We start from the raw sequence: 14626 nt of genomic DNA, 5'->3' as shown, positions 1-14626 counted from the left end.
AGAGGAATATATGAAAAGTTTAGAAAATATTTTTATAAATTCTAATGACGACTTAGAAGATCCTGATGTAAGGAATGGATATATTAGAAAGTCTGGCTACATAGGAGTGATTTTTAATTTAATACTCTTTGGAATAAAGCTTGCTGTGGGACTATTTGCAAATTCCATCGCCGTTATATCAGACGCTTTTAATAACTTGGTGGACTCTCTTTCTTCCATTGTAACCATTGTTGGTGGTTACTTGGCTGGAAAGCCCGCCGATGAAGAGCATCCCTTTGGGCATGGAAGGTATGAATACATTGCATCCTTTTTAGTTGCAATACTTATACTCTTAACGGGAGGTTTTTTATTTAAATCTTCTTTGGAAAAAATTATCGAACCAAAGGCGCTAAACACTTCGTTAATTTCAGTAGCTTTGCTTGTAGTGTCCCTTTTCTTAAAAGTATTTTTATATATCTACAACAAGGTTGTAGGTGAAAAGATAAACTCCCTTGGCATGATAGGAGTTGCGGAAGATGCGGTTAATGATGTTATTTCATCCATAGGAATACTTGCTTCAATATTGATATTTATTATATTTGATATTAACATAGATGGATATGCGGGAATTTTGGTTTCGATTATTATATTTAAGTCGGGAATTGAAATATTAAAACATTCCACATTTTATATTTTAGGAAAGGCACTTCCGAAGAACACTCAAGAAAAGATTATGAAAATTGCTGAAAATGGAAATCATGTACTTGGTGCCCACGACTTAGAGCTACATGACTATGGTGAAGGAAAGGTTGTTGGTTCAATTCATGTGGAATTTCCTAGTGATTTAATTTTCAAAGAGGTTCATGCAATTGCCGATGGCTTGGAAAAAGAAATTTTAAAAAAGACAGGAATAGAGATTGTAATTCATATGGATCCGGTGAACGTAGATGAAGACAGAAATAATTAATGAAAATAATAAAAATGTAGTGGGAGAGGCAGTAAAGTTTATAACGCAAAATGAACTTGTTGCCATACCTACAGAGACAGTGTATGGCCTGGGAGGAAATGGACTTAGTGATGAAGCTTGTAAAAAAATTTTTGAAGCGAAGAATAGACCATCGGACAATCCGCTTATTCTTCATATTTCTGAAATTTTGGAACTAGACAGACTTGTTGAAGAAGTTCCTGCAAAAGTTAAAAAGGCTCTTGAGTACTATTGGCCAGGTCCACTTACAATTATTTTAAAAAAATCAGATATTATTCCACATACCGTTACTTGTGGAGGAGATACTGTTGCCATTAGAATGCCTAATAAGGAAATCACAAGGCGTATTATAAGGGAAGCGAAGGTTCCTATAGCGGCGCCTTCTGCAAATCTTTCTGGAAGGCCATCGCCAACCACTGCCCTTGATGTTTACGAAGACATGAAGGAGAAAATTCCTTTAATTGTAGATGGAGGAGCTTGTAATGTTGGAATAGAGTCTACGGTGCTTGACTGCACCTGTGAACCAAATTTAATTTTAAGACCTGGTTTTTATTCTAAGGAGGATTTGGAAATTCATTTTGGATCTGTAGAATATGACAAGTCTATATTAAAGGATGGTGAAATTCCAAAATCTCCTGGACAAAAGTACAAACATTATGCTCCAAGTGGTAGCATGGAAGTAATATTGGGTAATAGATATAAAGTGAGAGATTTTTTTAATCAAAGGGCTAGTGACTTAAAAGATAAAAAAACTGCACTAATAACATTTGAAGATAATAACGACTTGGCTAATTCATTTTATAAATTTTATTCTCTAGGAAGTAGGGATAACCTACTGGAGATGGCTTCGCTAATTTTTCGCATACTTAGACAATGTGATGATGATGGAATAGAAAATATTTTATGCGAAGGCGTGGAAGAGAAAAATTTAGGAATAGGGATAATGAATAGACTAAAAAAATCTTGTGCAGGCAATGTAAAGATAATTTAGCTTTTACAAAGGACCTTATTTAGTGTTATTATATTATTATAAATAGGAGGTAAGGATATGGATAATGTAACAATTTTTAATCATCCAGTTATAACTCACAAACTTACAATACTTAGAGATGTTAATACTGGATCAAAACAATTCAGAGACTTGGTTTCTGAAATTTCTATGCTTATGGCATATGAAGTAACAAGAGATTTTTCCATGGAAGAAATTGATGTAGAAACTCCTTTGGTAAAGACAAAGGGAAAAGTTCTTTCAGGTAAAAAGGTTGCTTTAGTTCCAGTACTTAGAGCAGGTCTTGGAATGGTTGATGGTATGCTTAGTATCATTCCAGCTGCAAAGGTTGGCCATATTGGTCTTTACAGAGACCCTGAAACATTGGAACCTGTTGAATATTACTGCAAGTTACCTACAGATATATCAGACAGAACAGTTCTTGTTCTAGATCCAATGCTTGCAACTGGTGGTTCAGCAGCGGCAGCAATTCAATATTTAAAAAACAAGGGAGCAAAGAGCATTAAACTTGTAAATATAATTGCGGCACCTGAAGGACTAAAAGCAATTCACGAACTTCATCCAGATGTTCATATTTATATTGCTGGTCTTGATGAAAAACTTAATGATCATGGATATATCCTACCTGGTCTAGGAGATGCTGGAGATAGATTATTCGGCACAAAATAATACTAGATTTATTGATTAAAAGTTAGGAATATGTTATTATAATTCTATGGTTTAGTTTAGCGCTTTAAAGTCTCAACAACTGATGGTTGAGGGGTTGTGTTGACTAAACCAAAGATTATGCATATTGTGAAATCGTTATCTAATATACAGGGGAGGTGAATGTATGACTTCAAATATGGTTGAAAAGATTAGCGAAGCAGAATCTGGTGCTGACCAAATAGTAACGGATGCTAAGAAAAAAGCAGAGGAGATTCTTGAGCAAATCAAAACCGTAGGCAAGAAAGAGTACGACAGCATTATAGAAGAAGGAGAAAACTTAAGAAGGGAAATGTTAGATAAGGCTCAAAAAGAAGGTGAAGAGAAAGAAGCACCTATTTTAGAAGCCTCCCGAGAAAAGGTTAAGAAAATACAAAGCATGGAGGACTCAAAAATCCAAAGTGTTTCAAATTCAATTGTAGAGAGGATTGTATCAGAATATGTCAATGGTTAAAATGAGTAAGTTTAACTTACTTGCCTTTGATTATGATAGAAGTCGACTTCTAAAAGAATTACAGGAATTTGAGTATGTTCATTTCAATAATCTAAATGACGAAAAGGTTCAAAGTGTTGAAGAGGTTTCAGGAAACGAACTGTTAGAAAGAGTAGTTCCAGACACTGAACTTCTACAGGCACAAGAGGAATTGCAAAGAGTTAGTTGGGCAATAGAGCTTCTTTCAAAGTATGAAGAAAAGAAACCTAAACTACAAGCTATGAAAGAAGGAGTTCAAAATTATTCCTATGAAGAAATTGTTGAAAAGGGAAATAATTTTGATTTCAAACCAATTTACTCAAAACTACAGAATTCTCAAAAGATTATTGATGATGCAAAACAGGATATTCAAAACTCAAAGCAAAGGGTTGAAGATTTAAGACACTGGGATGGCTTAAATATTCCTGTAAAAGATCTTTACAATATTAAAAGAAGTTTTATCCAAACTGGAACGATACCAAACAAGTCCATTGAAGAGCTAAAGATGGAGTTAAGTTCCTTTGAAGATGTATCTCTAGATGAAATGTCTCAAGAAAAAGATGTTTACTACGTAATCTTTGCAGGTCTTAGGGAAAATAAAAGACGAGACATGGAAGTTTTGAGAAGACATGGATTTGCCCCGGTTACAATTGGAGCAAACAATATTGTAAGCGAAGAGATTTCTGAATTATCAAAGGTAATACAAGAAAAAGAAAAAGAAATAAAAGTGGAAGAGGAAGTTTTAAAGGGAGAACTTGATAAGCTCGAAGACCTAAAGGTCTACTATGAACACGTTGAGAATCAAAGACTTATTGAAGAAGTACCTGAAAACTTCAGAACAAGTAAGAAGGTAAACTTAATTCAAGGCTATGTGCCTACAAGACTTTTAAACGAGTTCGAAGGCAAATTAAAACAAATCCTTGGCGAAAGATATTCTTTGGACGCCGAAGATGCCAAGAAGGATGACCCTAATGTGCCAATTATACTTGAAAATGGCAAATTTACCGGTGCCTTCCAAGGCCTTACAGAGATGTACTCCCTTCCAAAATATAGCGAAGTTGATCCAACTCCACTATTTGCACCATTCTATGCATTCTTTGCAGGGATGATGGTAGGTGACTTTGGTTATGGACTGCTATTATTTATTCTATGTGTAGTGGGACTTAAGTTCTTTAACTTAAGAGCGGACTTTAAAAGAAATGTTAAGTTCTTTATGTTTTTAAGTATCCCGACAATGCTTTGGGGACTAATATATGGTTCGTGCTTCGGGATAGCTTTGCCATATAGACCACTACTTGATCAAACTGAAGACTCCATGTTAATAATTTTAATATCACTTGTACTTGGAGGTATTCATATTTTCTTTGCACTGGGAATAAAGGCCTATATGATGATTAAAGACAAAGACCTTAAAGGTGCAATATTCGATGTGGGATTCTTGTATGTAGTGCTTATAAGTATTATTTTATTTGCAGCATCAGGACCACTTAAGCTTTCACCAACAGTAAAAAATGTCGCTAAATGGGTTATGATAGCAGGCATGGCAGGAATATTTTTAACAGCGGGCAGAGCTTCCAAAAACTGGGGAGTAAGGCTTGCCGTTGGACTAAACGAAGTCTACGGTCTAACAGGCTATATAGGAGACTTTGTATCCTACCTAAGACTTATGGCCCTTGGACTAGCGGGAGGATTTATCGCTTTAGCCATAAACATTATAGTGAAGATGCTATTTGGTGGAGGAATCGTAGGAATAATTGGAGGAGTTATAATATTTGTAGTCTTCCAACTATTTAACTTATTCTTATCATATCTAAGTGCATATGTGCATTCAGCAAGACTTATATATGTAGAGATGTTTAACAAATTTTATGAAGGCGGAGGAAAAGCCTTTAAAGGTTTAATCAATAAACCAAAATATTTTGATTTAGAAAAAAACGAAAACAAATAGGAGGAATAGAATGAAGGAGTTTTTTATTGAAAACGGAGGACTTATACTAACTGCATTAGGAGCTGCCTTGGCAGTATTCTTATCAGGTGCAGGATCTGCAAAGGGTGTTGGAATAGCAGGGGAAGCCGCTGCAGGAATTGTTATAGAGGAGCCAGAAAAATTTGGTAAATCACTAGTTATCCAACTTTTACCAGGTACACAAGGACTTTATGGATTCGTAATTGGACTTTTAATTCTTTTCAAGATTGAAGCAGGTATTCCACTAGAACATGGTTTCTACTATGTTGCAGCTTCACTACCAGTAGGCATTGGCGGTCTTATTTCAGCACAATCACAAGGTAGAGTATCAGTAGCAGGTATGAATATTCTTGCAAAGAATGAAGAACAACAAGTAAAAGGTATAGTTTACGCGGTAATGGTTGAGTTATACGCAATATTAGGTTTCGCATTCTCATTCTTAATGCTAACAAGAATATAGTTCTTGGGCTAAAGGATGTGATTAGATGTCAAATTTAGATAATATATTAAATCAAATTTTAAAAGATGCAAAGTTTGAATCTGACCAAATTATTCAAGAAGCTGAAGAGAAAAAAAATAAAGAAATAGAAAAAATTATTGTCGATGCAAAAAATGAAAAATCAGCCATAATTCAAAAGGCTGAGACAGAATCACAAAATCTTATTGAAAAAATTGTAAACTCCGCAACCCTTAGAGCAAGAGACGAAGAGCTTTCTGCTAAACAAACAGTGGTTGATAGAGTTATAGAAAAGACTAAAGCGGGCTTAGAAAAAATTGACGAAGAAACCTATGTGTCAATTTTAAAGAGTGCTTTAAAAGATGCTAATCTTTCAGAAGACGCTACAGTTTCAGTACAGGAAAACATGGTGGACGCCTATAACAAACTAGACCTTCCATACAAGTTGTCTGGAGATTATGTAAAAAGCGGATTCAAGTTTTATGATGGCAAGTCAATTATAAACAATGACTTTTCAAAGATTGTAGATTCAAAAAGACAGGATTTAGAAAGCTTTATTGTTCAGAACTTATTTGAAGAATAGGAGGTATTATGGATAGACAAGATTTTATCCAAGCTTCAGTAACTACTAGAGTTTATGAAAAAGACCTTCTTAATGAAAACTTCTTTGATAGAATGGCAGAATCGGAGAACCTGGAAAGTGCCATAAGACTTTTAAATGACACTTCTTACCATGAGTACTTTGCAAAGTTAGACAGACCAGAAGATTATGAAGTAGCTTTAAAAGAAGCCCTTCAAGATATTTATAACAAATACAACAAGATGCTTAAGAGATCTAAAGTAATAAAGTTATTGACTTTAAAATATGAATATCACAATCTAAAGGTTATGTTAAAAGAAAAGATAAGCGGTATTGACTACGATAATATGTTTATTGACGTTGGAAGCTTTGACTATGAAGAACTTAGAAAGGACTTTGAGTCAGGGGACAGAGCGAAGATAGACACCAGATACTCAGGAGTTGTAAATAGAGTTTATGATAGTTATCTTGAGGAAAAAGATCCTCAAAACATAGACATATATGTTGATGTGGCATATTTTGAAAACCTGAAACAACTTGCAGAAGAGATTGATTCAGAACTTTTAATTCAATACGCCGAAGACTTAATCGACTTTACAAATGTCAGAACGCTTTTAAGAGTTCAAAGACAAAATGTGGACTTACAATTCTTAGAAAAAATTATTATTCCAGGTGGAACTATAGGCGTAGAAAAATTCAAAGAAAATCTATTTAACAAGATAGATGAGAGCAGTTCATTTATTAAATCTGCAAGAATTTACTACTACCTAAGGGACAGCATTAAGGAATATAACAATACACAGAGTCTATCCGCCTTTGAAAAGAGCATGGATGACTATATAGTAAGTCTTACTAAAGAAGCAAAGAAGATAAACTATGGACCGGAAGTTCCTTTTGCATATCTAATGGCAAAGGAGAATGAGATTAGAAATCTTAGAATACTATTAGTGTCTAAGCTTAATAATCTACCGAAGAATTTCATAAAAGAAAGGTTACGTGAGACATATGCATAAAGTAGCCGTAGTTGGAGATAGAGATTCTGTCTTAGGTTTTAGAGCTTTGGGAGTAAATGTTTTTACAACAATTGAAGCAGACGAAACAAGAAGAATCGTGGATAAGTTGGCAAAGGATGGCTATGGTGTTATTTTTATAACCGAACAACTTGCCAATTTGATACCAGAAACTATTGAAAGATATAATAACGAAGTTGTGCCGGCGGTTATATTGATTCCATCCAACCAAGGAACGTTAGGAATTGGTATGGACAGAATTAATAAGAATGTTGAAAAAGCCGTTGGATCTAATATTTTATAAAGGAGAGCTTATATTGAAAGAAGGAAAAATAATTAAAGTATCCGGACCTTTAGTTGTTGCCGAAGGTATGGATAATGCCAATGTTTATGACGTTGTAGAAGTTTCAGAAGATAAGCTCATCGGAGAAATCATCGAGATGAGAGGCGACAAGGCCTCTATCCAAGTATATGAGGAGACTACAGGAATTGGACCTGGGGACAAGGTTGTAACAACAGGTTCACCTTTGTCAATAGAATTGGGCCCTGGCCTTATTGAACAGATGTTTGACGGTATACAAAGACCTCTTCAAGCACTACAAGATGCAGCGGGAGATTTCCTTTTAAGAGGTGTTTCTGTAAAGGCGTTAGACAGAGAAAAGAAATGGGATTTTGTTCCAAAGGTTAAAGTAGGAGACAAAGTTTCACCAGGATTTGTAATAGGCACTGTAGATGAAACTCCAATAGTAGAACACAAGATAATGGTTCCGATGGGTGTTGAAGGAACAGTTAAAGATATAAAATCGGGTTCTTTTACTGTTACAGACACAGTTTGCATAGTTGAAACAGCAAATGGTGACAAAGAACTTACAATGATGCAAAAGTGGCCAGTAAGAACAGGTCGTCCATATGTTAAGAAGCTTGACCCTACAGAGCCTCTTGTAACAGGACAAAGGGTTATAGATACCTTCTTCCCAGTTACAAAAGGTGGAGCTGCAGCAATACCAGGACCTTTCGGTTCAGGTAAGACAGTAGTACAACATCAGCTTGCTAAATGGGCAGACGCTGAAATAGTTGTGTATGTAGGTTGTGGAGAACGTGGAAACGAGATGACCGACGTACTTGGTGAATTCCCTGAAATCATCGATCCAAAGACTGGCGAATCACTAATGAAAAGAACCGTTCTTATTGCAAACACTTCAAATATGCCGGTAGCAGCCAGAGAAGCATCTATTTACACAGGTATAACAATTTCTGAATACTTCAGAGATATGGGATATTCTGTAGCCATGATGGCGGACTCAACATCAAGATGGGCGGAAGCACTTCGTGAAATGTCCGGTAGACTTGAAGAAATGCCTGGTGACGAAGGATATCCAGCATACTTGGCATCAAGAATTGCAGACTACTATGAAAGAGCTGGTAAAGTTATCTGTAAAGGTGAAGACGAAAGAGTTGGAGCACTTACAGTAATCGGTGCCGTATCACCTCCAGGAGGAGATATTTCAGAACCGGTATCACAAGCAACCCTTAGAATTGTAAAGGTGTTCTGGGGACTTGACTATGCACTATCATACAAGAGACACTTCCCAGCAATTAACTGGTTGAATTCATATTCACTATATCAACCAAAAGTTGATAAGTATTTAGACGAAAACATTGACCCTGAGTTTTCAAAACTAAGAATGAAGGCAATGGCACTTCTACAAGAAGAGTCTGGACTTTTGGAAATTGTAAGACTTGTTGGTAGAGATTCACTTTCTGAAACTGACCAACTTAAACTTGAAGTAACAAAGTCAATTAGAGAAGACTTCTTACAACAAAATGCCTTCCATGAAGTAGACACATATTGCTCACTTAAGAAACAATACAAGATGCTTAAAATAGTTCTTGAATTCTATGACCTAGGACTTGATGCACTTGACAAAGGCGCATACATGTCAGAAATAGAAACCATGGACGTAAGAGAAAGAATTGCCAGAGCAAAGAATATTCATGAAGATGAATTAGACAAATTTGAAGACATTAAAAAGGAAATGGAAGAAGAGTTTTCTAAACTAGTAGCTAAAGGAGGGACTATAAATGCTTAAAGAATACAAATCAGTTTCTGAAGTTGTAGGACCTCTAATGGCAATAGAAGGGGTTGAAGGAGTTAAGTTTGAAGAGCTTGTAGATATTGAACTTCAAAATGGTGAAAAGAGAAGAGGTCGTGTTATTGAAATTAACGGAGACCAAGCCATGGTTCAAATCTTCGAAGGATCTTCAGGAATTAACTTAAAGGAAACTACAGTAAGATTTTTAGGGAAACCACTGGAACTAGGTGTTTCAGAAGACATGATTGGTAGAGTTTTCGACGGACTTGGTAATCCTATGGACAATGGTCCAAAGCTTATCCCAGAAAAGTCCATCGACATTAACGGTACACCAATTAACCCAGTAGCAAGGGACTATCCATCTGAGTTTATCCAAACAGGTATCTCAACAATAGACGGACTTAACACCCTTGTAAGGGGACAAAAGTTACCAATATTCTCTGCGTCAGGTCTTCCACATAACAACGTTGCAGCGCAAATTGCAAGACAGGCAAAGGTATTAGGTGGAAAGGACAAATTCGCCGTAGTATTTGCTGCCATGGGTATAACTTTCGAAGAAGCTCAATTCTTTATTGATGACTTTACAGAAACAGGGGCAATCGACAGAGCGGTACTATTTATAAACCTTGCAAACGACCCTGCCATCGAAAGACTTGCAACACCAAAGATGGCACTTACTTGTGCAGAGTACTTGGCATTTGAAAAGGACATGCACGTTCTAGTTATATTAACAGATATGACTAACTACGCAGAAGCCCTTCGTGAAGTATCTGCAGCAAGAAAGGAAGTTCCTGGTAGAAGAGGTTATCCTGGTTATCTATATACAGATCTTTCAACAATATATGAAAGAGCTGGAAGAATTAAAGGAAGAAAGGGTTCAATAACACAAATTCCAATTCTTACCATGCCAGAAGAAGATATTACTCACCCAATCCCTGACCTTACCGGATATATTACAGAGGGACAAATCATCCTATCAAGAGATTTATACAAATCAGGTATTGAACCACCAATATTTGTAATCCCTTCACTATCACGTCTAAAGGATAAGGGTATTGGAAAGGAAAAGACAAGAGAAGACCACGCAGATACAATGAACCAAATCTATGCAGGTTATGCTTCCGGTAGAGAAGCGAGAGACCTTGCAGTTATCCTTGGTGAAACTGCCCTATCAAATGCAGATAAGGCCTTTGCAAAATTTGCGGAAGAGTTTGAAAAAGAATATGTAAATCAAGGTTATTACAACAACAGAACCATCACAGAGACACTTGACCTAGGATGGAAACTGTTAAGAATAATACCTAGAACAGAACTTAAGAGAATTAGAGATGAATATTTAGATAAATACCTGGATGCTCAAGGGGATGATTAGATGGCAAGACTGAATGTTAACCCTACAAGAATGAAATTGTCAGAGTTAAAAACTAGACTTGAAACATCTACAAGGGGACATAAACTTTTAAAAGATAAACAAGACGAGCTTATGCGTCAGTTTATTAGCCTTATCAGAAAAAACAAACAACTTAGGGAAGATGTTGAAGAAGAACTAAATAGATCCTTTGGAGATTTCTTATTGGCATCAGCCATAATGAGTCCCGAGTTTTTGGAAGAGGCAGTTTCTTTTCCAAAGCAAAGTATTGCGGTGGAAATAGAAGAAAAAAATATTATGTCCGTAAATATTCCCGTAATGGAATTTAAAAAGAGCGAGTCAGAAAACTCTACGGGCATCTACCCATATGGTTATGCTCAAACTTCTGCAGAGCTTGATAGTGCCATTGACGGTCTCAATAGTATAATGGATAAGCTATTGGAACTTGCAGAAGTTGAAAAAGCATGTCAACTTATGGCAGATGAATTGGAAAAGACAAGAAGAAGAGTTAACGCCCTTGAATATAGAACAATTCCTGACTTACAGGAAACTATAAAGTACATCAGATCAAAGCTTGATGAAAACGAAAGGGCAACCATAACCAGACTTATGAAGGTTAAAGATATAATCAAAGATAGATAAAGGGGTGTAATACCCCTTTTTTTATGATATTATTTAATTAATATAATAAGTAGAGGTGTGTAAATGAAAAAATTAGTATTGGTAAGACATGGACAAAGCGAATGGAATTTGCAAAATAGATTTACAGGCTGGGTTGACGTGGACTTATCAGAAAAGGGGTATAGTGAAGCAAAAGAATCGGGAGAGCTTTTAAGAGAAGCAGGTTTTGAGTTTGATTTAGCTTACACTTCCGTATTAAAAAGAGCGATAAAAACATGTAACATAATTCTTGAAGAGATAGATCAACTTTGGGTTCCGGTTAAAAAATCGTGGAGACTTAACGAAAGACATTATGGTGCACTACAAGGCCTTAACAAAGCTGAGACTGCAGAAAAATATGGTGACGAACAAGTGCATATTTGGAGAAGATCATATGATACACTTCCTCCACTACTAGATGAAAACGACGAAGGTTATCAAGGCAAGGATAGAAAGTATCACGACCTACCAAAGGGCACAGTACCATTTGGAGAAAACTTAAAAGTTACACTTGAAAGAGTTATTCCATATTGGGAAGATGAAATAGCACCAAAGCTACTTGACGATAAACAAGTACTAATTGCGGCTCATGGAAACTCACTAAGAGCACTTGTAAAACATATTGAAAAAATTTCTGATGACGAGATAATGGGTCTTGAAATTCCAACAGGTCACCCAATGGTTCTAGAACTTGATGACGATTTAAATTTAATAAAGAGATACTATTTATAAACTTTGTAAAGAGTAAGAATGTAAATGAAAATATAATTCATTAAAGACAGGCTATTACTTGGCCTGTTTTAATTTGGAAAGAAAAATGATAGCTTTAACTACATTGTAAAATTAGAGAAATAAGGCTATAATGTGATATATAGATAAGTATTAATAGGAGGTAAAATATGAAAATAAAGAAAAAAGCATTAAGCACAGGTATTGGTTTAGTGGTAGGAGCTGTTGGAGGTAAAGTTTTAACTTCAAAAGTTGCTAAAAAAGCTGCTGTTGCAACAGTTCAACAAGGTTTAAAAGCTAAGAAGGCTGTAGATAAGACAGTAGAAAATATTAAAGTTTCAACTGAAGACATAGTAGCAGAAGCTAAAGTTAAAAATGAAATGGAAGAAAAGATGGAAGCTGAAGCTAAAGCTAAGTTAGACATTGAAGAAGTTTCAAAAGAAGATCTTATAAACGATTTAAAAGCAGAAATAATAAGTGAATTAAAGAAAGACTTAAAAGAAGAAACAGAAGAGGAATAGGATGAAAGCATCCATAAAAGCAAGAACAATTGGTAGAACTAGATTTTCATATGAAGACTATCTAAAGGAATCCAATATTAACAAATTAAAATACAAAATTGAAGAACTAGATGGAGTAAAATCTTGTGAAATTTCTTATATTACTAATTCTATAATTGTAAAGTACGATGAAAAATATATAGGAAGTATTGCAAGGTTTATTCTTGATTTTGAACTTAATACGCTGGATGACTTTGAGATAGACGATGCGGACTTTGTTGAGCAAGAAGAAAGGACCGTATTTCATATAGTAAGAGACGCGGCATATAGAAGAATTCTATTTGGACATATTATGCCAATGCCTCTTAGACCGTTTTTTACAGTAATACGTGCAATTCCATTTATAAAAGAGGGACTAAAGGCCATAAAGGCAAGAAAATTAAATGTTGACCTACTAGATGCAACAGCTATTTCAGTTTCACTTTTAACAGGAGAATTTGGTGATGCTGCAAGCATAATGGCACTTTTATCTTTAGGAGAAGAGCTTGAAGAATATACCCTAAAGAAATCTAGAGTTAATTTAAAATCTTCCCTTGCTCTCAACATAGACAAAGTATTTGTAAAAGATGGGGAAGAAAGAGTTCTAAAAGATTTAAAAGATGTAGAAATTGGAGACCTTGTTTATATCTCAATGGGAAGCAAAGTTCCCGTTGATGGTGAAGTTGTAGATGGATTTGGTATGGTTAACGAAGCTTCATTTACAGGGGAAGCCATTGCAATAGAAAAGAAACATGAGTCAACAGTTTTTGCAGGAACAGTTCTTGAAGAGGGAGAGCTCTTAGTCAAAGCAACTAAAAAATATGATGAATCCCGATTAAATCATATTATGAATTTAATTGAGGACAGCGAGAAAAACAAATCACTTTCTCAAATAAAGGCTGAGTCAATGGCGGATTCACTAGTTAAATATTCTTTTATAGGCGCAGGTTTAACATATTTATTGACAAATAATTTCATAAAAGCAAAGTCATTCTTAATGGTTGACTATTCATGCGCATTAAAATTGACCATTCCAATAGCTTATATGAAAGCAATAAGTCAAGCAGGTGAAGAGCAAGTCTTAGTTAAGGGAGGAAAATATTTTGAAAGCCTAGCACAGGCAGACACAATTATTTTTGACAAAACTGGAACTTTGACAAAGTCTGAACCTGAAGTTAAGAAAGTTATTTCCTTTGGCATTGATGAAATGGAAGCTTTGAGAATTGCAGCTTGCCTTGAAGAGCATTTTCCACATTCAATAGCAAGGGCAGTTGTTAGAAAAGCCAAAGAGAAGAACTTAAAGCACGAAGAGATGCATTCAAAACCTGAATACATTATGGCCCATGGAATAAAATCCACCATTGAAGATAAGGTTGCCTTAATCGGTAGTGAACACTTTATATTGGAAGATGAAAACATTCCAATTACATCTGAACAGTCAGAGCTAATTGATTCTTTAAAAGAAGAGTATTCGCTACTTTTCATGGCATACGACATTAGTTTAATGGCTGTATTATGTATTGACGACCCACTTAGGGAAGACTCAAGACAAACCATAGACTCACTTAGAGAACTTGGCTTTGGACATATAGCAATGCTTACAGGCGATAACGAAAACGCCGCAAGGGCAGTTAGCGAAAAACTTGGTTTAGATTATTATAAATCACAAGTTTTACCTGAAGACAAAAAAGATTATATACAAAAGATGAAGGACGAAGGCAAAAAAGTTATTATGATTGGCGATGGAGTGAATGACTCCATAGCTTTATCAACGGCTGACGTTGGAATATCCATGTCTAAGGGCGCAGACCTTGCTAAAGAGATTTCAGACGTATCAATTAAAGCAGATTCTTTGAAAGAGCTAATAGATGTAATAAAACTTTCACGACAAGTAAGTGACAGGGTAAAAAATGATTATCGAGGAATAATTGCAATAAATTCACTCTTAATATTTCTTGGATTAGGTTCATTTATTACAAATACTCAATCAGCTCTGCTTCACAATATGTCAACCGTAGCAATTGCAAGCAAGAACATGAAACAATATAATATTTAATAATCGATAAAAGACTA

At 35.4% G+C, this 14626-nt stretch carries 15 protein-coding genes; all 15 read left to right on the top strand.

Translation table 11 applies throughout. From position 1 onward, the window contains the following. Positions 1 to 10: 10 nt before the first annotated feature. The 15 genes from WKS98_RS04480 (at position 11) to WKS98_RS04410 (ending at position 14609) form a co-directional block, all read left to right on the top strand. Positions 11 to 946 (top strand): cation diffusion facilitator family transporter, encoded by a 936-nt coding sequence (locus WKS98_RS04480; protein ID WP_498917259.1) that lies wholly within the window; start codon positions 11 to 13, stop codon positions 944 to 946. Next, entirely contained in the window at positions 927 to 1955 is a 1029-nt protein-coding gene (locus tag WKS98_RS04475; protein ID WP_498917257.1) for an L-threonylcarbamoyladenylate synthase, read from the top strand. The genes WKS98_RS04480 and WKS98_RS04475 overlap by 20 nt, the downstream gene beginning before the upstream one ends. 57 nt (positions 1956 to 2012) lie before the next feature. Beyond that, the gene (gene upp, locus WKS98_RS04470; RefSeq protein ID WP_498917256.1) at positions 2013 to 2642 is read left to right on the top strand and encodes a uracil phosphoribosyltransferase; all 630 of its coding nucleotides are present in this window, start codon (positions 2013 to 2015) and stop codon (positions 2640 to 2642) included. 163 nt (positions 2643 to 2805) lie between these two features. Beyond that, positions 2806 to 3132, top strand: a complete 327-nt coding sequence (locus WKS98_RS04465; RefSeq protein WP_498917254.1) for a hypothetical protein — start codon at positions 2806 to 2808, stop codon at positions 3130 to 3132. Position 3133: 1 nt separating this feature from the next. Beyond that, entirely contained in the window at positions 3134 to 5098 is a 1965-nt protein-coding gene (locus WKS98_RS04460) for a V-type ATP synthase subunit I (RefSeq protein WP_498917252.1), read from the top strand. A gap of 10 nt (positions 5099 to 5108) precedes the next feature. Next, positions 5109 to 5576, top strand: a complete 468-nt coding sequence (locus WKS98_RS04455) for a V-type ATP synthase subunit K (RefSeq protein ID WP_498917250.1) — start codon at positions 5109 to 5111, stop codon at positions 5574 to 5576. Positions 5577 to 5601: 25 nt separating this feature from the next. Next, entirely contained in the window at positions 5602 to 6156 is a 555-nt protein-coding gene (locus tag WKS98_RS04450) for a V-type ATP synthase subunit E (protein ID WP_498917248.1), read from the top strand. An 8-nt stretch (positions 6157 to 6164) separates the two neighbouring features. Further along, positions 6165 to 7166, top strand: coding sequence for a V-type ATP synthase subunit C (locus WKS98_RS04445; RefSeq protein ID WP_498917246.1), 1002 nt, complete (start codon positions 6165 to 6167; stop codon positions 7164 to 7166). Continuing rightward, positions 7159 to 7467, top strand: coding sequence for a V-type ATP synthase subunit F (locus WKS98_RS04440; RefSeq protein ID WP_498917244.1), 309 nt, complete (start codon positions 7159 to 7161; stop codon positions 7465 to 7467). Before WKS98_RS04445 ends, WKS98_RS04440 begins: the two co-directional genes overlap by 8 nt. A gap of 13 nt (positions 7468 to 7480) precedes the next feature. Beyond that, on the top strand, positions 7481 to 9253 hold the full coding sequence (locus tag WKS98_RS04435) for a V-type ATP synthase subunit A (RefSeq protein ID WP_498917242.1): 1773 nt from the start codon (positions 7481 to 7483) through the stop codon (positions 9251 to 9253). Then, positions 9246 to 10628 carry a V-type ATP synthase subunit B gene (locus WKS98_RS04430; RefSeq protein WP_498917240.1) on the top strand — a complete coding sequence of 461 codons (1383 nt, stop codon included), beginning with the start codon at positions 9246 to 9248 and terminating at the stop codon, positions 10626 to 10628. Before WKS98_RS04435 ends, WKS98_RS04430 begins: the two co-directional genes overlap by 8 nt. Further along, positions 10629 to 11267, top strand: a complete 639-nt coding sequence (locus WKS98_RS04425; protein ID WP_498917238.1) for a V-type ATP synthase subunit D — start codon at positions 10629 to 10631, stop codon at positions 11265 to 11267. 63 nt (positions 11268 to 11330) lie between these two features. Continuing rightward, a complete protein-coding gene (gene gpmA, locus WKS98_RS04420) occupies positions 11331 to 12017 on the top strand; it encodes a 2,3-diphosphoglycerate-dependent phosphoglycerate mutase (protein WP_498917236.1) in 687 nt (228 codons plus the stop codon). 167 nt (positions 12018 to 12184) lie between these two features. Beyond that, the gene (locus WKS98_RS04415; protein WP_498917235.1) at positions 12185 to 12535 is read left to right on the top strand and encodes a DUF6110 family protein; all 351 of its coding nucleotides are present in this window, start codon (positions 12185 to 12187) and stop codon (positions 12533 to 12535) included. Between the two features lies 1 nt (position 12536). Then, complete coding sequence (locus tag WKS98_RS04410; protein WP_498917233.1) at positions 12537 to 14609, top strand: heavy metal translocating P-type ATPase; 2073 nt, start codon at positions 12537 to 12539, stop codon at positions 14607 to 14609. The last annotated feature ends 17 nt before the right edge of the window (positions 14610 to 14626 follow it).

Source organism: Lagierella sp. ICN-221743 (assembly GCF_037890055.1).
In the GTDB taxonomy this organism is placed as follows: domain Bacteria; phylum Bacillota; class Clostridia; order Tissierellales; family Peptoniphilaceae; genus Mediannikoviicoccus.
This window is presented reverse-complemented; position numbering and strand designations above follow the sequence as displayed.

What these genes read in the sequence shown, in the direction of transcription:
- WKS98_RS04480 (WP_498917259.1), top strand. Translation starts at nt 11, where the DNA reads ATGAAAAGTTTAGAAAATATTTTTATAAATTCTAATGACGACTTAGAA.
- WKS98_RS04475 (WP_498917257.1), top strand. Translation starts at nt 927, where the DNA reads ATGAAGACAGAAATAATTAATGAAAATAATAAAAATGTAGTGGGAGAG.
- upp (WP_498917256.1), top strand. Translation starts at nt 2,013, where the DNA reads ATGGATAATGTAACAATTTTTAATCATCCAGTTATAACTCACAAACTT.
- WKS98_RS04465 (WP_498917254.1), top strand. Translation starts at nt 2,806, where the DNA reads ATGACTTCAAATATGGTTGAAAAGATTAGCGAAGCAGAATCTGGTGCT.
- WKS98_RS04460 (WP_498917252.1), top strand. Translation starts at nt 3,134, where the DNA reads ATGAGTAAGTTTAACTTACTTGCCTTTGATTATGATAGAAGTCGACTT.
- WKS98_RS04455 (WP_498917250.1), top strand. Translation starts at nt 5,109, where the DNA reads ATGAAGGAGTTTTTTATTGAAAACGGAGGACTTATACTAACTGCATTA.
- WKS98_RS04450 (WP_498917248.1), top strand. Translation starts at nt 5,602, where the DNA reads ATGTCAAATTTAGATAATATATTAAATCAAATTTTAAAAGATGCAAAG.
- WKS98_RS04445 (WP_498917246.1), top strand. Translation starts at nt 6,165, where the DNA reads ATGGATAGACAAGATTTTATCCAAGCTTCAGTAACTACTAGAGTTTAT.
- WKS98_RS04440 (WP_498917244.1), top strand. Translation starts at nt 7,159, where the DNA reads ATGCATAAAGTAGCCGTAGTTGGAGATAGAGATTCTGTCTTAGGTTTT.
- WKS98_RS04430 (WP_498917240.1), top strand. Translation starts at nt 9,246, where the DNA reads ATGCTTAAAGAATACAAATCAGTTTCTGAAGTTGTAGGACCTCTAATG.
- WKS98_RS04425 (WP_498917238.1), top strand. Translation starts at nt 10,629, where the DNA reads ATGGCAAGACTGAATGTTAACCCTACAAGAATGAAATTGTCAGAGTTA.
- gpmA (WP_498917236.1), top strand. Translation starts at nt 11,331, where the DNA reads ATGAAAAAATTAGTATTGGTAAGACATGGACAAAGCGAATGGAATTTG.
- WKS98_RS04415 (WP_498917235.1), top strand. Translation starts at nt 12,185, where the DNA reads ATGAAAATAAAGAAAAAAGCATTAAGCACAGGTATTGGTTTAGTGGTA.
- WKS98_RS04410 (WP_498917233.1), top strand. Translation starts at nt 12,537, where the DNA reads ATGAAAGCATCCATAAAAGCAAGAACAATTGGTAGAACTAGATTTTCA.